Origin of the sequence: Pandoraea anapnoica (genome assembly GCF_902459765.1) — a bacterium.
GTDB classification, from domain to species: Bacteria; Pseudomonadota; Gammaproteobacteria; order Burkholderiales; family Burkholderiaceae; genus Pandoraea; species Pandoraea anapnoica.
Window position 1 is genome coordinate 110,008 of sequence record NZ_CABPSP010000005.1, and the last position, 24,762, is coordinate 134,769.

The following is a 24,762-nucleotide window of genomic DNA, read 5'->3' on the forward strand; positions in this document are numbered from 1 at the left end:
ATGGGGATTTGGCGCAAATATGAAACTGCGCAGGCGCAAAAAAACCCCCGGTTCGACCGGGGGTTTTCTCTCGTCTCAGACGCCGTTCAACTCAGCAACAGCGCATCGTCGTCGAGTTGTTCGCCGCGCGTGCGTTCGAACATCTGCAGCAGATCCGGCACGTCCAGTCCCTTACGTTCTTCGCCCGAAACATCGAGAACGACCTTGCCCTGATGCAGCATCACGGTCCGCTCGCCGTAGTCGAGGGCCTGGCGCATGCTGTGCGTGACCATCATCGCCGTAAGCTTGCTCTCCTGCACGATGCGCGCCGTCAGTTCCAGCACGAACGACGCGGTCTTCGGATCGAGTGCGGCCGTGTGCTCGTCGAGCAGCAGAATGCGCGACGGTTGCAGCGACGCCATCAACAGACTCACGGCCTGACGCTGGCCGCCCGAGAGCAACCCGATACGGTCCGACAAGCGATTCTCCAATCCGAGATTCAGCAGGCTGAGTTTCTCGCGAAAACGCTCGCGCAGATCCTTGTTCAGGGCGATGCGAAAGCCCCGACGCTCGCCACGCTTCACCGCCAGCGCCATGTTTTCCTCGATGGTCAACGCTTCGCACGTGCCCGCCATAGGATCCTGGAACACACGCGCCACCTGATTCGCGCGCTGATATGCCGTCTTCTTCGTGACATCGCTGCCATCGATGGAAATCGTGCCCGAATCCACCGATAGGTCACCGCTGATCGCGTTCAGGAAAGTCGACTTGCCTGCACCGTTCGAGCCGATCACGGTGACGAACTGGCCCGTCGGAATATCGAGCGACATACCGCGCAGCGCGCGATTTTCGATGGGCGTGCCCGGGTTGAAAGTGATCTTGAGGTCTTTTGCGCTCAGCATGATCAGGCACCTCCATTCTTGCGCGGGAACAGCTTGCGACGCGTCGCAGGCAACACGAGTGCCACCGCCACGAGCAAGGCCGTCACCAGGTTGAGGTCCTGCGCCTTCAGACCGATGAAATCGCTATTGAGTGCAAGTGCGATGAAGAAGCGGTACAGCACGGCCCCGACGACCACGGCCAGCGTGGTGAGGATGAGGCGTCGCGCCGGCAGAATCGTCTCGCCGATGATCACCGCCGCCAGACCGATCACGATGGTACCGATCCCCATCGAGATGTCAGCGCCGCCCTGCGACTGCGCGAACAACGCGCCTGCGAGCGCCACGAGGGAGTTCGACAGCGCCATGCCCGCCAGAATCTCGCGACCGGTGTTCACACCCTGCGCACGCGCCATGCGCGGGTTCGCGCCGGTAGAGCGCATCGCGAGGCCTTGTTGCGATGAGAAGAAGTAATCCAGACCGAGCTTCACCACGACCACGACCACCAGCAGCAGCAGCGGACGCAGCACATAGTCCGGCAGCCAGTCCGGCGCGTTCTCCGGCAGCAGCATCGTGAAGACCGTCGGCGACGTGATCAGCGGTACGTTCGGCGCGCCCATCACACGCAGGTTGACCGAGTACAGCGCGATCATCATCAGAATACTGGCGAGCAGATCCATGATCTTCAGGCGCACGTTCAGCCAGCCGGTGATGAAGCCCGCCACAGCGCCGGCCACCATGGCGACGAGCGTTGCGACAAACGGATTGGCCCCGCCGGCGATCAGAATGGCGGCCGTTGCGCCGCCAAGCGCAAAGCTGCCGTCTACGGTCAGGTCGGGGAAATTGAGGATGCGGAAGGAGATCAGCACCCCGAGCGCCACAAGGCTGAAGATCAGACCGATCTCCAGAGCGCCCATCATCGAGAAAAAGGACATGTTCGTAATTCCACTGCGCAAGACGGCCCATGCCGGGTCTCGGCATCGGCGCCCGCACGGCCGAGTCGGCCAGTTCAGGTCATAGCCGGTCGTTGTGCGACCGCGTTTCGGGGGGAGCCATCTCGCCCGTTCGATAGGAAAAGAGCGGCGGGGACAGATCGTGTCCGGACGCCGCCCTGTCGCTCGCCAATGCTGCAGGCGCTAGCCCGCAGCACCGGTGTCACGCATACACCACCACAGCGGGATAACCGTCGTGGTGCGCGTGAGTCGCGGGTGAGTCGCTTACTGCTTGATGACCGTCTTGGCTTCCTTCACCAGGTCGTCCGACAGCTTCACGCCTTGCTTCTCGGCAGCCGCCGTGTTGACGAACAGTTCCAGATTCGAGCTGGTCTGCGAGGCAATCGCGCCCGGCTTTTCGCCCTTCAGGATACGGCCCACGACCTTGCCCGTCTGACGGCCGAGGTCATAGTAGTTGATGCCCAGTGCGGCAATCGCGCCGCGCTTCACGCTGTCCGTGTCCGAAGCCACCAGCGGGATCTTGCGGTCGTTGGCCACCTTCACCAGCGACTCGTATGCCGACACGACGTTGTTGTCCGTGTTGGTATAGATCACGTCGACCTTGCCGACCAGGCTGTTCGCTGCCGAGCTGATGTCGACGGTGCGCGGTGCGGCCGCTTCGACCAGTGTCAGGCCGGCGGCCGGCAGCAGCTTCTTCAGCTCGTTGACGACCACGACCGAGTTGGCTTCGCCCGGGTTGTACACCATGCCAACCTTCTTCGCGTTCGGCACGACGCGCTTGATCAGCGCGACCTGCTTGTCCAGCGGCAGCTTGTCCGACACGCCGGTCACGTTGGTGCCCGAAGCATCCCAGCTCTTGACCAGTTGCGCGGCGACCGGATCGGTCACGCCCGAGTAGACGAGCGGCACCGACTTGGTGGCAGCGGCCACGGCCTGAGCCGTCGGCGTTGCAATGCCGATGATCGCGTCCGGCTTGTCGCCCACGAACTTGCGGGCGATCTGTGCTGCCGTACCCGTGTTGCCCTGTGCGCTCTGGTATTCCCACTTGAGGTTCTTGCCGACTTCGTAACCTTCGGCCTTGAGTTCGTCGCGCGCGCCATCACGGATGGCGTCGAGTGCCGGGTGCTCCACGATCGCCACGACAGCCACCGACTTCGTCTCCGCCGCGAATGCCGCGCCGGTCGTCCCCAACAACGTTGCGGCCACCGCGCACAGCACGGTGCGCTTGGCGTATTTGCCCATCGTCGACATCAAAACTCCTCCAGGAATGCTTCTTGATAGGTGCGCCGTGCCCGGGTCTCGGCGGGCCTCTTTCGGATGCACACAAAGCGTGCACCTGCGCGTGGGGCACAGTCTACCCACATCCCCGGCAGCGAACAACGGTTGCCAACGCAACTTCCCGAGACGCCCGTGGAACATCGGATTGCGCCCAAACACTGGCATTTTTATGCGGCAATCGGAAAAAAATTAGCCGATTCGGTCGTGTGCAATTCGATGCACGCACGTTCATGCGAGGCGTTCAGCCAATGGGATTCACCGAAAATCGAAAGAATGCGGCGCGTTTTGCCCGCAATGTGCGTCGTTTGCACAAGAAACGCGCAGCAGACGTCCCGCTTTTTAAGACACGTCCGAGAGGAATTCGGAATGACGTTCGGGATTGAAGGAGATAGCGGGTGGAATTACTGCGTGTTGCTCTGGGTATTGTTCTGCGCGCTGCTGGCGTCGTCGAGGCCGAGGGCTGCGACTTCGCTGCGCGAGAGGCGGCGAATTTCGACCTTGGCGTGTCCGGCGCGAATGAAGTCGAGTTGCTTTGCCGCGCCGTACGACAGATCGATGATGCGATTGCGAGTGTACGGCCCCCGGTCGTTGATCTTCACGACGACCGTCTTGTTATTGGCGATGTTGCGCACCAGCGCGAAGCTGCCCAGCGGCAATGTCGGATGTGCTGCGGTCGGTTCGTTCATGTCGAACGCTTCGCCGGTTGCAGTGCGGCGGCCATGAAACTTCTTGCCGTACCACGATGCCATGCCCGACTGAAAGAAGGTGCCTGCGTCGGCACGCAGGCGAGCTTCGCCATCGCGCTCGGGGGCATCGGGATCGCCGGGGTTGAGACCCTCGTTGCGATACGACCGGCCCGGCCATTGCAAATCGAAACTGGACCCGACAGGTGAATTGGCTTCGCGCGCACGGGCGCGCGCGCCTGTCGCCGAAGTGGCGGCAGCCGTCTGGCTGGGGGGTTCGAGCGGCGTTGTGCAGGCTGTCAACGTCAGGGCGAGGGCGCAGCAGACCGCGAACCGTGTGAGCATGTCGCGTGTTCGCATAGCCCGCAAGTCTAACACGCCACAAAAATCAACCTAACAGCGAGCGTTCACTTACGCGTTGAGACTTGTTTACAAGGCGTTACCTCGAATTAGGCATCCACGTCCAACGAGCCTATTCCGAAAGCCTTTCCTGCAAGACGCTGCAGCCCTGCGCACCGGCCTGTCACGCGTATTGCGTGGCGTACAGAGGCGCATATGAGACAGCTAACGGGACAGGGCTGCGGGCGACGACACGCGTGGCCGAATACAATAGATAAAAATTGCGTCCCCCGAATTGCGTCCCCGATAACCCAATGAACGTCACCCTGATACCTGTCACGCCCTTCCAGCAAAACTGCACCCTGCTCGTCTGCGACGCCACGAAGCGCGCTGCCGTGGTCGACCCCGGCGGCGACATCGACCGGATCGTGGGCGAGATCGAGCGTCAGGGGGTGACGCTCGAAAAGATTTTCCTGACGCACGGCCACCTCGATCACTGTGGCGGCTCGGGCGCACTGGCCGCCAAATACGACGTGCCCATCGAAGGTCCGCATCCGGACGACGCTTTCTGGATCGACCAGCTTGAGGCGCAAAGCGCGCGCTTCGGCTTTCCGAAGCCGGAGCCGTTCACGCCCGACCGCTGGCTGGGCGACGGCGACACCGTCACCTTCGGCGAGGTCACGCTCGACGTCTTCCATTGCCCGGGCCACACGCCAGGTCACGTGGTGTTCTTCTCGAAGGACGAACGGCTGGCTAGCGTGGGCGACGTGCTGTTTGCCGGGTCTATCGGCCGCACCGACTTTCCGCGCGGCAACCATGCCGATCTGATCGCCTCGATTCGCGACAAGCTCTGGCCGCTGGGCGACGACGTCACGTTCATCCCGGGTCACGGCCCGGTGTCGACGTTCGGTCAGGAACGTCAGACGAATCCGTATGTCGCCGATGCCGTGCTCGCCCGGAGCGCTTCATGAGCGAGGCGATGTCCCGTACCCCGTCGCGCATCATTCCTGTGGACGAGGAGATTTTCGTCAGTACCGACGTCGAGGCCGATGGCCCGATCCCGGGTCCACATTCGATGCTCAGCTTTGCGTCGGCTGCGTACACGGCCGATAAGGAACTGATCGGCACGTTCAGCGCCAATCTGGAATGTCTGCCCGACGCCAAGGGGCACCCGCTCACGATGAAGTGGTGGAAGACCGAGCCGGAAGCGTGGGCGGCCTGCCGTGTGGATCCGGAAGACCCGGCCAAGGCCCTCAAGGCCTATGTGAAGTGGGTGGAGAAGCTACCCGGCAAGCCGGTATTCGTGGCGTATCCAGCAGGCTTCGATTTCACGTTCATGTTCTGGTACATGATGCGATTCGTCGGCCGTTGCCCGTTCTCGTGGTCGGCGCTGGATATCAAGACGCTCGCATTTGCGATGACGGGCATGCCGTACCGCAAGTGCATCAAGCCGCGTCTGCCGCAGGTCTGGCTCGACCCGCTGCCGCATACGCACGTGGCGCTGGACGACGCCCTGGAGCAAGGCGCGCTCTTCTGCAACATGCTCGCGGAACTGCGCGAACAGCAAAAGACCCTCGCCGAGTTACCCGGCTGGCATGGCGCAGGCCTGACCGCCAATGCCGACGCGCCGGTGTTCGGCTCGGCCGCAGCGAAAGCGGCGGTGCAAGCCGAGTCAGCCGAGGCAGCGGGATCCGCCGACGACGCCGAATCCCCGGCCACCGGCCCCGGCAAGGACAGCACCGCGCATCGCTAGTCTTGCGCGCGCAGGGCGGGCATCCAGTCCCTGCCCTGCTGCCGCCGCCGTTCCTACGCGTTTTTACAGCACGCTGCTAACCAGCTCCGGCGGCCGTGCGATCACCGCCTTGTTGCCGTTCACGACGATGGGGCGCTGCAATAGCTTCGGATGCCTGGCCACCGCAGCCAGCAGTGCATCGTCGCTCAGCGCCGTATCGCCCAGTCCCAGTTCTGCGAATTCCGTCTCGTTGCTGCGAATCATCTCGCGCACGGGCATGCCCAGCAGTTGATGCAGACGCTTAAGTTCGGCAAGCGTCGGCGGCGTCTTCAGATACTCGACGATTTGCAGGTCGTGGCCCGCCGGGGAGCCTTCGACAAGAGCCAGCGCTTCGCGCGACTTCGAGCAGCGCGGGTTGTGGTAGACGGTAATCATGGTCACTCCAGTGCGTTCGGAAAGCGTCCGGCACGACGCTGCAACGTGCAGTAAACCGCAGCAGGTCACGCCTGGAACGTGCGCTCCGAGTATGCATGGTATCGTCGGAAGCCGCTACTCACGGACATCTGGCCGCGCAGCGCCGGTCCCGAAGTTAGCCCGATTTCATTGCCTGATTCCCCACCGCATTCCTAAGACATACAGGAGAAAGACGACATGGCAGGACGCTTCATCAGCATCAAGTCACGCGACGGCAAGACCTTCCAGGCCTATCTGGCGACGCCCGACAACAAGGGTGCCAGCGGAGGCAAAGGTCCGGGACTGGTGTTGTGTCAGGAAATCTTTGGGGTGAACGCCTACATCCGCGAACTCGCCGATCGTTACGCCGAAGAGGGTTATGTCGTGCTGGCCCCCGATCTGTTCTGGCGCATCGAGCCGGGTATCGAGCTCGGGTACACACCCGGCGACTGGCAGCGCGCGTTCGCGTTGTTCCAGAGCTTCGACGTCGATCTCGGGATGGAAGACGTCGGCGCCACTGTCGACACGCTGCGGGCGCTGCCCGAATGCGTCGGCGGCGTGGGCGTGGTCGGGTACTGCCTGGGAGGCAAGCTGGCCGCGCTGTCGGTGACGCGAACGAGTGCAGACGTCGCGGTCGGGTACTACGGCGTGGGGCTGGAGCAGCATCTCGAAGAACTCGCGGGCGAGCATCCGCCCCTCGTATTGCACATTGCCGAACTCGACAAATACGCACCCGCAGAAGTGCGCGACGCGCTGACAGAACATCTCGGCAAGCATCCCAACGTCACCCTCTACAGCTATCCGGACGCCGATCACGCGTTCGCGCGTCCCGGTGATCACTTCAACCGTGCGGCCACGCAACTTGCGCACCAGCGCACCATCACCGCGATCCGCAACGTCGTTGGACCGCACTTCGACTTTGCGTCGCTCTGGGAAACGCATTGTGCGTACGAGTTCGCCATTCGCGAGATCGATCCGCTCATGAAGACGATGGTGGCGGAGCCTTACGTCAATCACATTCCGACGATGACCGGCGGCGTGGGTCACCAGCAACTGGCGCACTTCTACCGGAATCACTTCGTCAACAGCAATCCGCCCGATACCAAATTGATTCCGATCTCACGGACCATCGGCGCGACGCAACTGGTCGACGAACTGCTCTTTTGCTTCACGCATACGACACCGGTCGACTGGATGCTGCCGGGGGTCGAGCCGACCGGACGTCGGGTCGAGATTCCGCTGGTCGCCATAGTGAGATTCCGGGGAGACAAACTGGAGCACGAACACATATATTGGGATCAGGCGAGCGTGCTGGTGCAGATCGGTCTGCTCGACCCGAAGGGGTTACCGGTCGCGGGCGTTGAGACCGCGCGCAAGTTGCAGGACGAGAATCTGGCGTCCAACGCGCTGATGCCGAACTGGTCGTTCGGCACACGCGCCGGGTAACCTCGGTAGCCTCGGCAATTCCGGACGGTGTCCGGCCCGCGCCATGCGCCGGGCGCGGAGGCCGTTCGTGCAGCACCGGTAGCCAAAACAAGAAAAGTGTCGCGATCGTTGCGGGAGACAAGTCATGAATACGCAACTTTCCCGGTACGGGCATTTGCCGCGTACTGGTCGCATCGCTTGCACCGCCGTTGCCTGCGCTCTGCTGGTGACAGGCTGTGCCAACCCGGACTTCGAACCCAAGAAACCGCTCATCCTGAACTTCCCGTCGGGTCAGGCCCCGCTCACGGGTCTCGATCAATACAAGATCGCGGCGGCCCGACGCATCGCCGAAGTCAACGCGCGCGAAATCACTCCGGGCAATCCACAACCGATGTTGCGCTCCGTGGTGTCGCTCGAATACTGGGTAGATCGCAATGGCAATGTGACCGGCGTGGCGCTGTATCGCAGCAACGACGATCACGAAGCCGAGCGCATTGCCATCGCGAGCCTGCGACGGGCGAGTCCGCTCCCGGCGCCGAGCCGGGCGTTGGTCGACAGCAGCGGCCGTGTGCGTGCCGTCGAGACGTGGCTCTTCAATAACGACGGACGGTTCCAGTTGCGCAGCGTGGCGGCGCCCCAGATCGACGGGCAGTGATATCGTGAGGGTCATCCGCCCACCCTGCCCCGCCCTCAGTTGGCGACGGAGACTCCCATGCCGCGATTTGCTGGAAACCTCACCCTGCTTTATCAGGAAGTGCCGTTTCTCGACCGTTTCCGCGAAGCGGCGAGCGATGGCTTCCGGGGCGTCGAATTTCTGTTTCCGTACGAGCATCCGGCGCGGGAAATCCGGACTCGTCTGAACGATACCGACCTCACGCAGGTGTTGTTCAATGCGCCGGCGGGCGACTGGGCAAGTGGCGAGCGCGGCCTCGCAGCGCTGCCCGGACGCGAAGCGCAGTTTCGCGACGGCATCGAACTCGCCCTCGACTATGCCGATGCGCTCGGCTGCCGCCAGTTGCACGTCATGGCAGGCTGCCCCGATGCCACCGAGTCACCCGAGCGTTGCCGGGCCACGTTTGTCGAGAACCTCGCGTATGCGACGGGGCAGGCCGCGGCGCATGGCGTCACCGTCATGATCGAACCGATCAATCCGCGCGACTTTCCGCGCTATTTCCTGACGCGCCAGGATCAGGCGCATGCCATCCGCTCGGAAGTCGGCGCAGGCAATCTCAAAGTCCAGTTCGACGCCTACCACTGTCAGATCGTCGAAGGCGATCTGGCAATGAAGCTGCGTCAGTACATCGGCGACATCGGCCATGTGCAGGTCGCCGGGGTGCCTGCACGGCACGAACCCGACACGGGCGAGGTGAACTACCCGTTCCTGTTCCGGTTGCTGGATGAGTTGGGGTACGCGGGATGGGTGGGGTGCGAGTACCGCCCGCAGGGCGAAACCCGTGCGGGACTGGGCTGGCTCAAGCCATGGCTCAGAGCGACTGCGTCGCGCTGACGTCTGTCAGGGCGTAACTTGTCACCAATCCCGACAGAGGCTTGGGATTGATTGATCGGATCACTCGGCGGGACACAACTTCACGCGACGACGTTTTACGCAGGCGTGAATCGATTTCCGAAAAATAAATCGGATGTCGAAACAATCGTCGGGCGAACGTCGAGAAACGTCGGAGAAAGTCTTAGGAAAGATGTAGGACGAAGCAGGCAAAAAAAATGGCGGGACACACGGGCCCGCCAAAACCACACGCTACGGGGTTAGCGCGAGGAGACCAGATTCGGAGCACTGCATCGAACCACTTGCAATTCGCGCCGGGGGACGCTTCTTGCCGATACAGTCGCGCTGCTGTGTTACCGGGGGATAAGCACTTCAGCGTTGAAATGCATTGTGGTGGAAAGGTTTGGCCGGAGGGGTAACAAAGTGTTTCAGGTTGTAACACCTTGGGCGTTACATCGTCTCAGCGCCACCCTGAAAGCCTTGTCCGGCAAGGACTTCAGATGAGACACAAATTACCCATTTTTGTTCGTCATCCTGAATAACTCGCCGGATAAAGCATCTCGTCGTCACCTCGTTGGCGCCTTACCAACATCTCGGAATTCATCCGCACTCAAGCCCGACAATCGTCCGCTATTGCTCTACCCGGGCTTACCTCCGCGAGGAGTCACGTCTCGCACGTCGTCGGTTGCAATGTGCTACTTTCAATCTTTGTGCGTGGCAACAAAATGACCAATGGAAACCATTGAACGACTGGGGCAGATTCTGGCGCGGGATCGGGTGATCGCTGTCGTGGGATTGTCGCCGCGGCCGGACCGGCCGAGTTTCACCACATCGCGCTATATGCAGCAGCACGGCTACCGGATCGTGCCGGTCAATCCGCAGGCGGCGGATTCGGGCGAAACGATACTGGGCGAAACCGTTTACGCGAGCCTGAGCGAGGCGGCTGACGCCTTGCGGGCCGAGGGCGTGCGCATTCAGATGGTCGACTGTTTTCGGCGCAGTGCGGACATTCCGCCCATCGCGCAGGAAGCTGTGGAGATCGGTGCGACAAGTCTCTGGATGCAGTTGGGTATCGAGAACGACGAAGCGGCTGCCGTAGCGCTGGCGGCGGGGCTGGATGTCGTGATGGATCGCTGCGTGAAGATCGAACATCAACGTTGGCTGATGCAGGGCGGTGGTTAGCCGAGTCAGCCAAAGCAGGTCGGCGACCGACGAAATGTCGCATCGCCACGTCCCGAAAAACAAGAAATTCCGACGTCCTCCGCTCCTCCTAAAACGCCAACCTATTGCTGCCATGACCATCGATGCCGATTTGCTCGCCTACTACGACCTGATGGCGCGCAAGTACCCCACCCCTGAAAACGCGCCCGCACCGAGCCCACAGGAAGTCCGGGCCAAATTCGCGACCGTCGCGGTCGAGGCCTTGCGCCCGTTACCGGCGGGTTTGCGCAGCGAGACGTTCGACATTCCTTTGCCGGGCCGCAACCTGCGTGCGCGCCTGTATCGCCCCGTGGGTCGTACCGTCCCGCTGGTCGTGTACTTCCACGGGGGTGGCTGGGTCGTCGGCGATGTCGACACGCATGGCACCGTGGCGGCCCTGCTCGCGCAGGATGCCGACGTGGCGGTGTTGAGCGTCGACTACCGTCTGGCGCCGGAGCACCCGTTCCCGACGCCGGTCGACGATGCGCGAGAAGCGCTTGCCTGGGCGGCGGAGCAGCGAGCGCGACTAGGCGTGAGTCTTGACCGGCTGGCCGTCGCAGGCGACAGTGCGGGCGGTCATCTGGCGGCACAGGCGGCGGCGTGGTTCAACGACAAGCATCCCGGAATGGTGGGCGCTCAGTTGCTCATTTATCCGGTGGTGCAGTATCGATTCGACACGCCGAGCTACGAGCGGCTGGCGGACGGCGTGGGCTTAACGCGTGACGAAATGCGTTGGTACTGGAAGGAATTTCTGGGTGACGCAGAACCGGCGGAGAGCGATGTCCGGGTGAATTTGATGGCGCAAGCGCCGCGTCATCCGTTGCCGAACAGTCTGGTGATTGCCGCAGAGTACGACCCGTTGCATGACGAGGCGGTGGAATATGCGCAGTTCGTCGCACGGACGGGCGCAAGGGCGGAAATCATTGAAGCCTCGGGCCTCACCCATAGCTTTGCGAGATTGCAGCCGTTTGTGCCGCAGGCGAGGATGGTGATGCACGACGCCGCGCAGCGACTGCGCGAGTGGCTGGGATAAAAAGACAGCAGGACCAGAAGACCGGAGGGTTTTCTGGCCCTGGGCAAGGCAGGCCGGAACAAGGGGGCGCTCACCGCAGTGACTTAAAGGTAGTGGAACGGAGGGGAGCGCCCCCTTGTTTCGGTGTCGCTGCGATGTGGGCAGGGTAAGGCGTTGGAGTTAGCGGCTCACTTCAGCCACTTATCGACAACGGCTTGATACTCACCGGTTTTCTGGGCGAGGTTGAGCCACTGGTCGACGTAGTGTTTAAAGACGTCGTCACCGCGCGGCAGAAGGTAGGCTTTCTCGCCGAACTGAAGCGGCTTATCGGGATTGACGGGACACAAAGCAGGATTGAGCTTGTGCTGGAGCAGCGTCTCGGAGGAGTCCGTAACCATGACGTCGGCTTTCCCGTCGGCGATCTGTTGGAAGATCGTGACGTTATCCGGGTAGATGGTGAGCGTGGCGTTCGGGAGATACTGACGGGCGAAGCGTTCGTTGGTGCCGCCGGGGTTGGCGATGGCCCGCGTGCTGGGTTTATTCAGATCGGCAAGCGTCTGGTACTTCGCCACGTCGGCACAGCGAACGATCGGCGACTTGCCGTCGATCATGACCACCTTGCTGTAATAGGCGCGTGCGGCGCGATCGAGCGTCACCGAAATACCACCGACGGCGATATCGCACTTCCCGGCGGTGAAATCGTCCATCAGCGTCTTCCACGTCGTGGGAACGATCACCGGCTTCACGCCGAGCGACTTCGCCAGCGAGGCGACCAGATCCACGTCGATGCCTTCGAACTGACCGTCCGGGCGACGGAACGAATAGGGCTTGTAGTCGCCCGTCGCGCACGCGCGAAGGGTGCCCGACTTCACGATGTCGTCGAGCCGGGAGTGGACGGCGGAAGGCTGTGGCGAAGCGGACTGCGCCTGAGCGAGGGTGGCTGAGGGGAAACCGGTGGCGAGGGTGACGGCGAGCGCCGTCCCTGCCATGAAGGCCGCGCGGGCGGCCGTCTTCATGACTGTCATGCTTGTCTCCGTATTGTTTTACTGGCGTTGTGACGCACACGTTTCCCGCGCCGTCTGTGGCGGCGCGTGGGCTTTCCATACTACGGGTTCGGACGTGACGCCGCCAACCCGCGCAAAAAAAAGACGTTACAGCGTACGTCCCTCCCAAGCACTTATCTGCGGCATAACGGCCCGGCCCGCGACCCGCCCCCGGATACCCGAGTAAAATGGCCGCTTGCCCAAAACCAACCGACCCTCCCAGCGACGTGTCCCAAGCTCTGCAAAACGATACTTTCCTGCGCGCCCTGCTGCGCCAGCCGACCGAGTACACGCCGATCTGGCTGATGCGTCAGGCGGGCCGGTACCTGCCCGAATACAACGCGACCCGTGCCAAGGCCGGCAGCTTCCTCGCGCTGGCCAAGAACCCGGCCTACGCCACCGAGGTCACGCTTCAGCCGCTTGAGCGCTTCCCGCTCGACGCCGCGATCCTGTTCTCGGACATTCTGACCATCCCCGATGCCATGGGCCTCGGTCTGTCATTCGAAGCTGGCGAAGGCCCGCGCTTCGCGCATCCGTTGCGCCTTGAAGCCGACGTGCGCCGACTTCAGGCCCCGGATCTGGATAGCCTGCGCTACGTGTTCGACGCGGTCAGCGAAATCCGCCGCGCCCTGAACGGCCGCGTGCCCCTCATCGGCTTCTCGGGCAGCCCGTGGACGCTCGCGTGCTACATGGTCGAAGGGCAAGGCTCGGCCGACTTCCGCACCGTCAAAACGATGATGTACGAGCGTCCCGATCTGATGACGCACATCCTCGAGACCAACGCGCGCGCCGTCGCTGCCTATCTCAACGCCCAGATCGAAGCGGGCGCGCAAGCCATCATGGTGTTCGACACCTGGGGCGGCGCGCTGGCCGACGGCCTGTATCAGCGCTTCTCGCTGGCCTATATGAAGAAGGCGCTCGAAGGCGTGCACCGCAAATGGAACGGTGCTCGCATTCCGCACATCGTCTTTACCAAGGGCGGCGGTCAGTGGCTCGAAGCCATCGCCGACACCGGCCCGGATGCCATCGGTCTGGACTGGACCGTCGATCTGGCGGCGGCCCGTCGTCGCGTGGGCGAGCGTTGTGCACTGCAAGGCAATTTCGACCCGACCGCCCTGTTTGCCGCGCCCGACGCCATCCGCACCGAGGTGCGCCGACTGCTCGACGCGTACGGCAATGCACCAGGCCACGTCTTCAACCTCGGACACGGCATCTCGCAATTCACCAACCCCGAGCACGTCGCGGCGCTCGTGGACGAAGTGCATAGCTATAGCCGAAAGGTCCGTCAGACGGCGTGATCAAAAACACGCGCAAGCGAGGACGCGGGTTCGCGGGGCATTTCGCCCTGCAAACCCAACCACCGTTTCAAGTGGGGAATGTCAAGGGAAAAGCGGTCGAAGAACCCCTCCAATTTGCGGAGTTGTCCCGAAGACTTATGCACAAATTCTCGCTGCGCCGCCGCAAGTGAGAGACCTCGACAAGGCACCGTCGACGCCATTCATAAGCTATTGATCAAAAAGCAATTTTGATTCAAGCAAAGTCGGGGGACCTAGCGACGCGAGGGCCACGCAGCGAGGCTGGCGACCCATAATCCCCACAGTTCTCAACATAGTTATCCACAAGCGTTTCGAAGCTACCGGAAAGCCGACTCAAATCCGGGGTTTACCGAGACTTCTCAGGATTCACTTTAAGTTTGACCCGCGCCGACGACCTTTCCGAACCGAGCGTCGCATCGCACGACGATGCACTCGCTCCGGCAGCCCCGCTCCGAGCGGGTACGCCCGCCATCGCTCGCGTTGCGCTCGATACGCCGCTGATCACGCTGTTCGATTACCGTCTGGATCAGGCGGCGAGCCCCGGTCAGTTGGTGCAGGTTCCGTTCGGACGACGACAGGTCGTGGGCGTTGTCTGGGAATTGACGCAGCGCAGCGAAGTTGCGCCCGCGAAGCTGCGCGAAGTGACATCTGTTTGGCACGAATTGCCGCCGCTCGGCGGCGACTGGCGCGACCTGATGCAGTTCGCGTCGCGTTACTACCAGCGCGGTATCGGGGAAGTCGCACTGCCAGCGATCCCCGGCCACCTGCGCACACCGATGCGCTGGCCGCGTCTGCTCGCTCAGCGCGGCGTACAACGTTTTCGCATCGCCGACGGCGCGCTGTCCACCCTGATGGAGAACGTCCCGGCGCGACTGCGCGCGCAGCGACGGCTCGCCGAAGGGCTTGCGCAGGCGGGCACGCTCGATGCCGACGAAGCAAAGACATTGTGTTCAAAGGCCGCGGATGTGCTCAAGCAGTGGGCCGCCGCCGGATGGGTCGTCGTCGAGACCGTGCCGCTCCATGAAACGGTGCGCCATGCCGAGGATATAGAGGACGCCGAACCTACCGACGTCGGTGACGCGTCGTCCGTCGCTCTCGCCGATGTGCTCCACGATGCCACCGACAGCGCCAGCCCGCTCGGTACCAAGACGCTCACCGTCGGACAAGCGGATGCAATAGGTGCCATCCACGACGCCCTGATCGCCGCGGGCGCACAGCGTCTTGATAAGACACCGACCACCGACGACACCCCCGCATGCCCGCCCTTTCTGCTCTACGGCGTCACCGGTAGCGGCAAGACCGAAGTCTATTTGCGTGCGGTCGCCGAAGCGTTGCACACGCGGGACGTGCGCGATGCCCAGGTGCTCGTTCTCGTCCCGGAAATCAACCTGACGCCGCAACTCGAAGGCGTGTTCCGCGCGCGCTTCCCTGACGAAACACTCGTCACCCTGCACAGCGGACTGGCCGAGGGCGAGCGCGCCCGGCACTGGCTCGCCGCCCATCGTGGCGAAGCGCGCATCGTGCTGGGCACGCGTCTGGCGGTGATGGCCTCGTTGCCCCACCTGCGACTGATCGTCGTCGACGAAGAACACGATCCGTCCTACAAACAGCAGGAAGGCCTCCGGTACTCCGCGCGCGACCTCGCCATCTGGCGGGCGAACCGCCTGCGTATTCCGGTCGTGCTCGGCTCGGCCACGCCGTCGCTCGATAGCTGGAACCGCGCAGAACAAGGGCGTTACGTGCGTCTGGCCATGCCCGAGCGCGCCACCCCTGACGCCGTACTGCCGCGCGTGTCGCTCATCGACATGGAGATCGAGCGCAAGCGTCAGCGTGTCGTCCACGAGGGGCTGTCGCAGCCGCTTCTCGCGGCCATTCGTGCGCGACTGGAAGCAGGCGAGCAAAGCCTGCTGTTCCTCAATCGTCGCGGTTACGCGCCCGTGCTCAACTGCGATGCCTGCGGATGGATCAGCGATTGCCGCCGATGCAGCGCGCACATGGTGCTGCACAAACCTGAGCGTCGGCTGCGTTGCCACCATTGCGGGGCCGAATCGCGTATTCCGCATGCGTGTCCCGACTGCGGCAATCTCGATCTGGCGCCGCTCGGACGCGGCACGCAGCGGATCGAAGAAGCGCTCGCCGAACACTTCCCGGAGGCCCGGCTGGCTCGGATCGACGCTGACAGCACGCGTCGCAAAGGCAGCGCACAGGCCCTGTTCGCGCAGGTGCATGCGGGCGAGGTCGACATCTTGATCGGCACGCAAATGGTGGCCAAAGGGCACGATTTCCGTAACGTCACGCTGGTGGGTGTGGTCAACGCGGACAGCGCCCTCTTCTCCCATGACTTCCGGGCAGCCGAACGGCTCTTCGCTCAACTGATGCAGGTGGCGGGCCGTGCCGGGCGCGCCGCGCGGGCCGACGGCCCCGGCGACGTGCTGATTCAGACGCGCTACGCGTCGCATCCGCTCTTCGCGTCGCTCATGCGCCACGACTACGCGGGCTTTGCCGCGCAGCAACTCGAAGAACGCCGCGTCGCGCTTTTGCCCCCGTACACCCATCAGGCCCTCCTGCGCGCCGAAGCTCGCAAGCTCGACGACGCCATGGCGTTCCTGAAGCAGGCCCGCGAAATCGCCGCCACCCCGGCGCTGAACGACCCGCGCATCTCCTTGTGGGACCCCGTCCCCATGACGATGGTCCGCATCGCCGGCACCGACCGGGCGCAACTCGTGGTCGAGAGCCCGCACCGGGGTGCACTCCAACGCTTTCTCACCCACTGGATGAGCGAGCTGCGTGCGTTGAAAGCACCCGTTCGCTGGCATCTCGAAGTTGACCCTCTCGAAATATAAATCGGTATATAGCGTTCCGGAAATTTGACAATATCGGAAGAATCTCCGACGATGCGGCCATAAGAACGCTGCACGTCGAACGGTTCACGTCATCTGCACATAAGAAGTCCCTACAGGAGACATCCGATGAAGTCGCACGACCGGAGCGCCGCCCCCACGGCGCCGCAAGCCGCATCCCCTCTCGTTCCTCCCGAATACGCCTTCTCCGAATCACCCGCCGAGTCCGTTGTGGCGGAGGTGTCGCGCCGTCGATTTTTGCGGCGTGCCGGTGCGCTCGGTGTCGGGGCGAGCCTCGCGGGCCGCGCGCTCGATGTACTCGCCGCCACGACTGCGCCGCAGACGGTGACGCTGCCGTTCGCGAACGGCGAGCGCGAACTTGTCGCGTATCCGCAGAAGCGGCCGCTGATCCGGCTCACGGCGCGTCCGCCGCAGTTGGAAACACCGTTCGAAGTATTCAACGACGGCCTGATCACGCCGAACGATGCATTCTTCGTGCGCTACCACCTTGCCGGTATTCCGACCGACATCGATCCGGCCAAGCATCGGATTCGTGTCGGCGGCAGCGTCGCGAAGCCACTCGACATCTCGCTTGCGTCGCTCAAGAAAGATTTCGGCGCACCGGTCGAACTCGTCGCCGTACATCAATGCTCGGGCAACAGCCGGGGGTTCTTCGAGCCTCGTGTGGGTGGTGGCCAGATTGCCAACGGTGCGATGGGCAACGCGCGCTGGCGCGGCATTCCGCTCAAGCGCATTCTTGAGCGCGCGGGCGTTTCCGCCGACGCGAAACAAGTGACGTTCGAAGGCCTCGACCGCCCGATCGTCCCGGCCACGCCCGAATTCGTGAAAGCGCTCGACCTCGATCACGCGATGGACGGCGAAGTGATGGTCGCATTCGCGATGAACGGCAAGGACCTGCCGATGCTCAACGGCTTTCCGGTGCGACTCGTCGTGCCGGGCTACTACGGCACGTACTGGGTCAAGCACCTGGCGGACATCAACGTCGTAGACAAGGTATTCGACGGCTTCTGGATGGCCACCGCGTACCGCATTCCCGACAACGACTGCAACTGTGTCGAACCGGGCAAGGCACCGGAGAAGACCAAACCGATCGGACGCTTCACGGTGCGCTCGTTCGTCACCAGTCACAGTGACGGCCAGCAAGTGGCGGCGGGCAAACCCATGCGCGTGCGCGGCATTGCGTTCGACGGCGGCGAAGGCATTCGCGACGTACAGTTCTCGACCGACGGTGGCCAGACATGGCAGGCCGCAAAACTCGGCAACGAGTTGTCGAAGTACTCCTTCCGCGAATGGACGGCGTCGTTCACGCCGCCGCAAGCCGGTGAGTATGTTCTGAAAGTTCGGGCGACGAATCGCGCGGGGGTCACGCAACCGCTGCAATCGTTGTGGAATCCGGCTGGCTATCTGCGCAACGGGGTAGAAACCGTGCGCGTGGTCGCGGCTTAAGGCGGGGGACGATCATGAACTTCTCGAAACTGATGCGCGGCACCGCCCTCCTGTCTAGCCTTTGCGGCCTGTTCGGTGTCTTCGGCCTGACGGCCGCGGGCCCCGCCCATGCCCTCGACATCAAGTTGCCGCAGGAGACGTCGCAACTCAAAGCGTCGACGCTCGCGGGTCATCAGGCGGCCAGCGCGTGGTGCGTGATGTGCCACTCCATCGACTACATCAATTCGCAGCCGCCCATGCCGTCCGCGTTCTGGCACGCGGAAGTGACCAAGATGGTGAAAGTCTATGGCGCGCCGATTCCCGAAGATCAGGTCAAGCTGATCTCCGAGTATCTGGGCAAGACTTACGGCACCGACCAGAAGTAACTCGCCGTTGGTTAACCTGTGAGCAGCACTGGGGTGCAACCCTAATTTTGACTCTGGTTGCACCTCTTTCGAAACCCGGTTACGATGCCGCAATTCACCCGCTATGGGTGTCACGCATTTTTGCGTTTTCGCGTCATCAGGGTCCCTTCTCATGGCTAATACCACTCTCGGCGTCAAGGTCGACGATATCCTGCGCACCCGTCTCAAGACGGCCGCCCAGCAAATCGAGCGCACCCCTCACTGGCTCATCAAACAGGCGATCTTCGCCTATCTGGAGCGCATCGAAAGCGGCGCGCTCCCGCCCGAGCTAAGCGGTGCAACCCAGTCGGGCACCGAGGTGATCGACGGCCATGCCGGCGACGACACCGTGCCGCATCCGTTCCTGGAATTCGCGCAGAACGTGCAACCGCAATCGGTGCTGCGTGCGGCCATCACCGCTGCGTACCGCCGTCCAGAACCCGAGTGCGTGCCCGTGCTCGTCGGTCAGGCCAAGCTGCCACCGGCCACGGCCACGCTCGCCTCCGATCTCGCCCGCAAGCTCGTCGTCGCCCTGCGTGGCAAGAGCACCGGCGGCGGCGTCGAAGGCCTGATCCACGAATTCTCGCTATCGAGCCAGGAAGGCGTAGCGCTGATGTGTCTGGCTGAGGCACTGCTGCGCATTCCCGACAAGGCGACGCGCGATGCGCTCATCCGCGACAAGATCAGCAAGGGCGACTGGCACGCCCATATGGGCAACTCACCGTCGATGTTCGTCAACGCCGCGACCTGGGGCCTGATGATCACGGGCAAGCTCGTCACCACGACGAGCGAGGCGGGTCTGACCAAAGCCCTCACGCGCCTGATCGGACGCGGCGGCGAACCGCTCATCCGCAAGGGCGTCGACATCGCCATGCGTCTGATGGGCGAGCAGTTCGTCACCGGCGAGACCATCTCCGAAGCCCTCGCCAACAGCCGCAAGTACGAAGCGCAAGGCTTCCGCTACTCGTACGACATGCTCGGTGAAGCTGCGACGACGGAAGAAGACGCGCAGCGTTACTACGCCAGCTACGAGCAGGCGATTCACGCCATCGGCAAGGCGTCGGCCGGACGCGGCATCTACGAAGGCCCGGGTATCTCGATCAAGCTCTCGGCCCTGCATCCGCGCTATTCGCGCAGCCAGCACGAGCGCACGGTCAGTGAGCTGCTGCCGCGCGTGCAGGCGCTGGCCAAGCTGGCCCGCTCGTACGACATCGGCCTGAACATCGACGCCGAAGAAGCCGATCGTCTCGAAATCTCGCTCGATCTGCTCGAAGCACTGTGCTTCGATCCGGAACTGGCTGGCTGGAACGGCATCGGCTTCGTGGTGCAGGCGTATCAGAAGCGCTGCCCGTTCGTGATCGACTTCATCATCGATCTGGCTCGCCGCAGCCGTCACCGCATCATGGTGCGTCTGGTCAAGGGTGCGTACTGGGACACCGAAATCAAGCGCGCGCAGGTCGACGGCCTCGAAGGCTATCCGGTCTACACCCGCAAGATCTATACGGACGTGTCGTACCTCGCCTGCGCGAAGAAGCTGCTCGCGGTGCCGGATGCCATCTATCCGCAATTCGCAACGCACAACGCGTATACGCTGTCGGCGATCTATCACCTTGCGGGCAACAACTACTACCCCGGCCAGTACGAGTTCCAGTGCCTGCATGGCATGGGCGAGCCGCTGTACGAGGAAGTCGTCGGGGCCATCGCTGCGGGCAAACTGGCACGTCCGTGCCGTGTGTACGCGCCGGTCGGCACGCACGAAACGCTGCTCGCGTATCTCGTACGCCGTCTGCTGGAAAACGGCGCAAACACGTCGTTCGTCAACCGCATTGCGGACGAAACCGTCAGCGTCGACGAACTGATCGCCGACCCGATTACCGAAGCCGAGAAGGTGCAACCGCTCGGCGCACCGCACGCGAAGATTCCGCTGCCGCGAGATCTGTACGGCACGTCGCGCGCGAACTCGTCGGGCTTCGACCTCTCGAACGAACACCGTCTGGCTTCCTTGTCGTCGGCCCTGCTCGCCAGTGCTGGCACGCCGTGGCGCGCCGCCCCGATGCTGGGTGACGGCGAACGCACAGCTGGCACGCCGCGCGCTGTACGCAACCCGGCCGACCTGCGCGACATCGTGGGTCAGGTGATCGAAGCGACGTCCGCCGACGTGGAAGCCGCGCTGACGCACGCCGTGGCGGCGGCCCCGATCTGGCAAGCCACGCCGGTCGAAGAGCGTGCCGACTGCCTGATGCGCTCGGCCGACCTGCTCGAAGCACACATGCCCACGCTCATGGGCCTGTGCGTGCGTGAAGCGGGCAAGTCGCTGCCGAACGCCGTTGCCGAAGTCCGCGAAGCTGTCGACTTCCTGCGTTACTACGCTGCACAGATCCGTCAGGGCTTCTCGAACGACACGCACCGTCCGCTGGGCCCGGTCCTGTGTATCAGCCCGTGGAACTTCCCGCTCGCCATCTTCGTCGGTCAGGTCGCTGCGGCGCTGGCGGCCGGTAACCCGGTCATCGCCAAGCCTGCCGAGCAAACCCCGCTCATCGCCGCCGAAGCCGTGCGTCTGATGCAAGCCGCCGGTGTGCCTTCCGGCGCACTGCAACTGCTGCCGGGCACGGGCGAGACCGTCGGTGCTGCGCTCGTGGCCGACGCCCGCACGAAGGCTGTCATGTTCACCGGTTCGACCGAAGTCGCCCGCATCATTGCGCGCACGCTGGCCGATCGTCTGGACGCAAACGGCCGCCCGATCCCGCTGATCGCCGAGACCGGTGGTCAGAACGCCATGATCGTCGACTCGTCGGCACTGCCCGAACAGGTCGTGTACGACGTGCTCGCTTCGGCCTTCGACTCGGCCGGTCAACGCTGCTCGGCCCTGCGCGTGTTGTGCTTGCAGGACGACATCGCCGACAAGACGCTGCACATGCTCAAGGGCGCGATGCAGGAGCTTGCCATCGGCAACCCCGATCGCCTGTCCATCGACGTCGGCCCGGTGATCGACGCCGAAGCGCAGAACGGCATCACCCGTCACATCGAGCAGATGCGCGCCAAGGGCTTCCCGGTCGAACAACTCACGCTGCCGGACGCCACCCGTCACGGCACCTTCGTGCCGCCGACGCTCATCGAACTGACCGACCTTAAGGCGCTGCAACGCGAAGTCTTCGGCCCGGTGCTGCACGTGATTCGCTTCAAGCGCGCGCAACTCGACAAGCTGCTCGACCAGATCAACGGCACGGGCTACGGCCTGACGTTCGGTGTGCATACGCGTATCGACGAGACCATCGCTTACGTGACCGAGCGTGCGCACGTCGGCAACGTCTATGTGAACCGTAACGTGATCGGCGCTGTGGTCGGCGTGCAGCCGTTCGGCGGCGAAGGTTTGTCTGGGACGGGTCCGAAAGCAGGCGGTCCGATGTATCTGCCGCGACTGCTGGCGACGCGTCCCGCCGCCCTCGCACCGGAGCTGAACCGCAACGAAGCCGCACTCTCGCCGCTGGTGAACTACCGCGACTGGCTGCGTCAGCAAGCGGACAGCGCCCCCGCCATCGATCGCGTCGACCGCTATCTGGCAACGTCCGCACTCGACGCCACCGCCGTGCTGCCCGGTCCGACCGGCGAGCGCAATACGTACGGTCTGGAACCCCGTGGCCCGGTGCTGTGCGTCGCGGCGACGACACTCGGTGCACGCACGCAACTCGCGGCCGTACTGGCCACAGGCAACAACGCCGTCTTCACTGACAGCGCCGCCGCCCGCGAACTCGTGGGTGCGTTGCCTGCGACGCTCAAGGGACGTGCATCGGTGCTGGCGGCCGGTACGGATGCTGCGAGCGAAGCGGCGCTGGCTGCGGTGCTGTTCGAGGGGGACAGCGACGAGTTGCGTGCCCTGAACCGCCGCATCGCCACGCGCAACGGTCCGATTCTGTCGATGCAGGGTCTCGCCCCCGAGGCACTGGCGGCTGGCGACGACTACGCGCTGGAACGTCTGTTGTGCGAACGCTCGGTGTCGGTCAACACGGCCGCTGCCGGTGGTAACGCCAACCTCATGACCATCGGCTGATCTTTCGATCCATCGATGTCATCCCGCCGGATTTAGCGACGTCTCCTCCCGGATTCGTCCTAAATCTGGCGGTGCCGTTTGCTGCAGTCACCCCGACATATCCCCACTCACGCACCGGTTTCATCCCGAATCCGGGATGCATCGTCACAGCAACACCCGCCACACACGTCTCACACGAGACCGTCCCCCTCGCTCGCCGCAGCCTCCGCAACACCTTTCGCAAGCCCTGCGCACGACCGCCGTCTCACTTGCGCCGTCGTCGCGCCGCTAACTGCGTACATGCGCAATTTGAGCGAAAACGGGGTATCGTCGCGCCCGCCCCCGACATATAACGCGTCTCACCGCCTTCGAGCGGTCAACCCGTGCCGACGACACGTATCGTCGGCCATTGCGGTCTTCGGCACGCGTTTGCCCCTTTCGTCATGCCGGAAGATAGGCACGGCGCGCTCCTGAGCCGTACAAGGAGGCAACATGTCCCTTTGGAATCCCACGGCGGTCTCGTTCACCGTCTATTTGCTGTTGATGCTGGTGATCGGCTGGCTCGGTTACCGATCGACCAACAACCTCTCGGACTACATTCTGGGCGGACGCCGTCTCGGCAGCTTCGTCACCGCGTTGTCCGCGGGCGCCTCCGACATGAGCGGCTGGCTGCTGCTCGGCTTGCCCGGCGCGATTTACGTCGGCGGCCTGTCCGGCGTCTGGATCGCCATCGGTCTGGCCATCGGCGCGTGGGCCAACTGGCGTCTCGTGGCGGCACGGCTGCGGGTGCACACGGAAGTCTGCGGCAACGCGCTGACGCTGCCCGAATACCTGACGCAACGCTTCGGCGACCGCAGTCACGTGTTGCGCATCGTCACGGCGCTCGTGATTCTCACGTTCTTCACGATCTATTGCGCCTCGGGCGTGGTGGCTGGCGCACGTCTGTTCGAGACGATGTTCGGCCTCGACTATCACACCGCCTTGTGGATCGGCGCGGTCGCGACGATCGCTTACGTCTTCATCGGTGGCTTCCTTGCCGTGAGCTGGACGGACACGGTGCAGGCCTCGCTGATGTTCGCGGCGCTGGTCGTCACGCCGATTGCCGTCATTACCATCGACGGCGGACCGGTCGCAGCGGTCACGGCCGTCACCGCCGTGCATCCCGCACACACCGACTGGTTCGGCGATCTCGCGCCCATCGGTGTGATCTCGATGCTCGCCTGGGGCCTCGGTTATTTCGGCCAGCCGCACATTCTGGTGCGCTTCATGGCCGCGCGCTCGGCGGCGGCGATTCCGCAGGCACGTCGCATCTGCATGACGTGGATGGTGCTGTGCCTGGCGGGCGCGGTGGCCGTGGGCTTCTTCGGACTGGCGTTCTATAGCGCGCGTCCCGAGTTGGGTGCGGGCGTGCAGGCGAACGCCGAAACCATCTTCATGGCGCTCACGACGCAACTCTTCACGCCGTGGCTTGCAGGTGTGTTGCTGGCCGCGATTCTCGCTGCCGTCATGAGCACGCTGTCGTGCCAGTTGCTGGTGTGCTCCAGCGCGCTCACGGAAGACCTTTACAAGACCTTTGCGCGCGGACCGGTGAGCCAGAAGCGTCTCGTGTGGATTGGCCGCGCCATGGTGCTGGCCGTGGCCGTCGTGGCCGTGCTGCTCGCGATGGATCCGGAGAGCCGGGTCCTTGGCATGGTCAGCTATGCCTGGGCAGGTTTCGGGGCGGCCTTCGGTCCGCTGGTGCTGGCCACCGTGCTGTGGCCGCGTGTCACCCGCAATGGGGCCTTGGCGGGCATCGTGGTCGGGGCGGCCACGGTCCTGATCTGGAAGCAGTTCGGCTGGTTCGACCTGTACGAGATCGTGCCGGGCTTCGCGCTTGGTGGTCTGGCGCTGTATGTCGTCAGCCGACTGGATCGTGCGCCGAGCGCCGAGGTACTGGTCCGTTACGCCGCCGCCGAAACAATTCTGAAGGACATCCGCGAAGGCAAATCGACGGGCGAAGTCATCGGCGGTGGCACCGACGCACCGGTGGCGCAACCTTCGCCATAAGGCGGTAGCACCTTCTATCGGAATTTCTCCCTCTTGACCGGCGCGAGCAGCCATCCAATACTGCCGCGTCGGACGCATTTTGCGTTTGATTGCGATTGATGCCGCCACGGGTCAACCGGCCCGATGTTGACGGCGTTTCAAGAAAGGCGTGCCGCGGCGATCCCGCAGACACGCCACTCAACGACACACACATGCAAGGAGAGG

The 24,762-nt window shown here is 63.5% G+C and carries 19 protein-coding genes; 13 read left to right on the forward strand and 6 right to left on the reverse strand.

The genetic code is table 11. From position 1 onward, the window contains the following. Positions 1 to 86 precede the first annotated feature (86 nt). The 4 genes from PAN31117_RS10490 to PAN31117_RS10505 all read right to left on the reverse strand — a co-directional run bounded on the left by PAN31117_RS10490 (position 87) and on the right by PAN31117_RS10505 (position 4,116). A complete protein-coding gene (locus PAN31117_RS10490) occupies positions 87 to 881 on the reverse strand; it encodes an ABC transporter ATP-binding protein (RefSeq protein WP_150663615.1) in 795 nt (264 codons plus the stop codon). A 2-nt stretch (positions 882 to 883) separates the two neighbouring features. Continuing rightward, positions 884 to 1,792, reverse strand: a complete 909-nt coding sequence (locus tag PAN31117_RS10495; RefSeq protein WP_150662043.1) for an ABC transporter permease — start codon at positions 1,790 to 1,792, stop codon at positions 884 to 886. Positions 1,793 to 2,074: 282 nt separating this feature from the next. Then, complete coding sequence (locus tag PAN31117_RS10500) at positions 2,075 to 3,061, reverse strand: ABC transporter substrate-binding protein (RefSeq protein ID WP_039393914.1); 987 nt, start codon at positions 3,059 to 3,061, stop codon at positions 2,075 to 2,077. A gap of 428 nt (positions 3,062 to 3,489) precedes the next feature. Next, complete coding sequence (locus PAN31117_RS10505) at positions 3,490 to 4,116, reverse strand: septal ring lytic transglycosylase RlpA family protein (protein ID WP_150738148.1); 627 nt, start codon at positions 4,114 to 4,116, stop codon at positions 3,490 to 3,492. Positions 4,117 to 4,424: 308 nt separating this feature from the next. Between PAN31117_RS10505 and PAN31117_RS10510 the strand changes: the two genes are divergently transcribed. Continuing rightward, entirely contained in the window at positions 4,425 to 5,081 is a 657-nt protein-coding gene (locus PAN31117_RS10510; RefSeq protein ID WP_150738149.1) for an MBL fold metallo-hydrolase, read from the forward strand. Between the two features lie 8 nt (positions 5,082 to 5,089). Then, complete coding sequence (locus tag PAN31117_RS10515) at positions 5,090 to 5,863, forward strand: 3'-5' exonuclease family protein (protein WP_150738285.1); 774 nt, start codon at positions 5,090 to 5,092, stop codon at positions 5,861 to 5,863. Positions 5,864 to 5,926: 63 nt separating this feature from the next. Here the strand turns inward: PAN31117_RS10515 and arsC are convergent, their stop codons facing one another. Continuing rightward, the gene (gene arsC / locus PAN31117_RS10520) at positions 5,927 to 6,277 is read right to left on the reverse strand and encodes an arsenate reductase (glutaredoxin) (protein ID WP_150738150.1); all 351 of its coding nucleotides are present in this window, start codon (positions 6,275 to 6,277) and stop codon (positions 5,927 to 5,929) included. A 216-nt stretch (positions 6,278 to 6,493) separates the two neighbouring features. Here arsC and PAN31117_RS10525 point away from each other — a divergent pair, with 216 nt between their 5' ends. The 5 genes from PAN31117_RS10525 (at position 6,494) to PAN31117_RS10545 (ending at position 11,457) form a co-directional block, all read left to right on the forward strand. Continuing rightward, entirely contained in the window at positions 6,494 to 7,741 is a 1,248-nt protein-coding gene (locus PAN31117_RS10525; RefSeq protein WP_150738151.1) for a dienelactone hydrolase family protein, read from the forward strand. Positions 7,742 to 7,865: 124 nt separating this feature from the next. Then, on the forward strand, positions 7,866 to 8,375 hold the full coding sequence (locus tag PAN31117_RS10530; RefSeq protein WP_150738152.1) for an energy transducer TonB family protein: 510 nt from the start codon (positions 7,866 to 7,868) through the stop codon (positions 8,373 to 8,375). Between the two features lie 57 nt (positions 8,376 to 8,432). After that, positions 8,433 to 9,227: a 2-oxo-tetronate isomerase gene (gene otnI, locus PAN31117_RS10535; protein WP_150738153.1), complete on the forward strand. Its 795-nt coding sequence runs from the start codon at positions 8,433 to 8,435 to the stop codon at positions 9,225 to 9,227. A gap of 729 nt (positions 9,228 to 9,956) precedes the next feature. Beyond that, complete coding sequence (locus PAN31117_RS10540; protein ID WP_150738154.1) at positions 9,957 to 10,406, forward strand: CoA-binding protein; 450 nt, start codon at positions 9,957 to 9,959, stop codon at positions 10,404 to 10,406. A 112-nt stretch (positions 10,407 to 10,518) separates the two neighbouring features. Next, positions 10,519 to 11,457, forward strand: a complete 939-nt coding sequence (locus tag PAN31117_RS10545) for an alpha/beta hydrolase (protein WP_150738155.1) — start codon at positions 10,519 to 10,521, stop codon at positions 11,455 to 11,457. Positions 11,458 to 11,624: 167 nt separating this feature from the next. On the opposite strand, the gene PAN31117_RS10550 is transcribed toward PAN31117_RS10545, so the two are convergent. Continuing rightward, positions 11,625 to 12,425, reverse strand: a complete 801-nt coding sequence (locus PAN31117_RS10550; protein WP_174990916.1) for a transporter substrate-binding domain-containing protein — start codon at positions 12,423 to 12,425, stop codon at positions 11,625 to 11,627. A gap of 281 nt (positions 12,426 to 12,706) precedes the next feature. Here PAN31117_RS10550 and hemE point away from each other — a divergent pair, with 281 nt between their 5' ends. The 6 genes from hemE to putP all read left to right on the forward strand — a co-directional run bounded on the left by hemE (position 12,707) and on the right by putP (position 24,558). Then, on the forward strand, positions 12,707 to 13,777 hold the full coding sequence (hemE, locus tag PAN31117_RS10555) for a uroporphyrinogen decarboxylase (RefSeq protein ID WP_281349165.1): 1,071 nt from the start codon (positions 12,707 to 12,709) through the stop codon (positions 13,775 to 13,777). 395 nt (positions 13,778 to 14,172) lie between these two features. Next, on the forward strand, positions 14,173 to 16,638 hold the full coding sequence (locus tag PAN31117_RS10560) for a primosomal protein N' (RefSeq protein WP_150738158.1): 2,466 nt from the start codon (positions 14,173 to 14,175) through the stop codon (positions 16,636 to 16,638). Between the two features lie 126 nt (positions 16,639 to 16,764). After that, positions 16,765 to 18,102 (forward strand): SorA family sulfite dehydrogenase catalytic subunit, encoded by a 1,338-nt coding sequence (gene sorA / locus PAN31117_RS10565; protein WP_246189022.1) that lies wholly within the window; start codon positions 16,765 to 16,767, stop codon positions 18,100 to 18,102. Between the two features lie 14 nt (positions 18,103 to 18,116). After that, on the forward strand, positions 18,117 to 18,467 hold the full coding sequence (sorB, locus tag PAN31117_RS10570; protein ID WP_246189023.1) for a SorB family sulfite dehydrogenase c-type cytochrome subunit: 351 nt from the start codon (positions 18,117 to 18,119) through the stop codon (positions 18,465 to 18,467). 151 nt (positions 18,468 to 18,618) lie between these two features. Beyond that, entirely contained in the window at positions 18,619 to 22,533 is a 3,915-nt protein-coding gene (putA, locus tag PAN31117_RS10575) for a trifunctional transcriptional regulator/proline dehydrogenase/L-glutamate gamma-semialdehyde dehydrogenase (protein ID WP_150738159.1), read from the forward strand. Positions 22,534 to 23,004: 471 nt separating this feature from the next. Next, complete coding sequence (putP, locus tag PAN31117_RS10580) at positions 23,005 to 24,558, forward strand: sodium/proline symporter PutP (RefSeq protein WP_150738160.1); 1,554 nt, start codon at positions 23,005 to 23,007, stop codon at positions 24,556 to 24,558. Positions 24,559 to 24,762 lie beyond the last annotated feature (204 nt).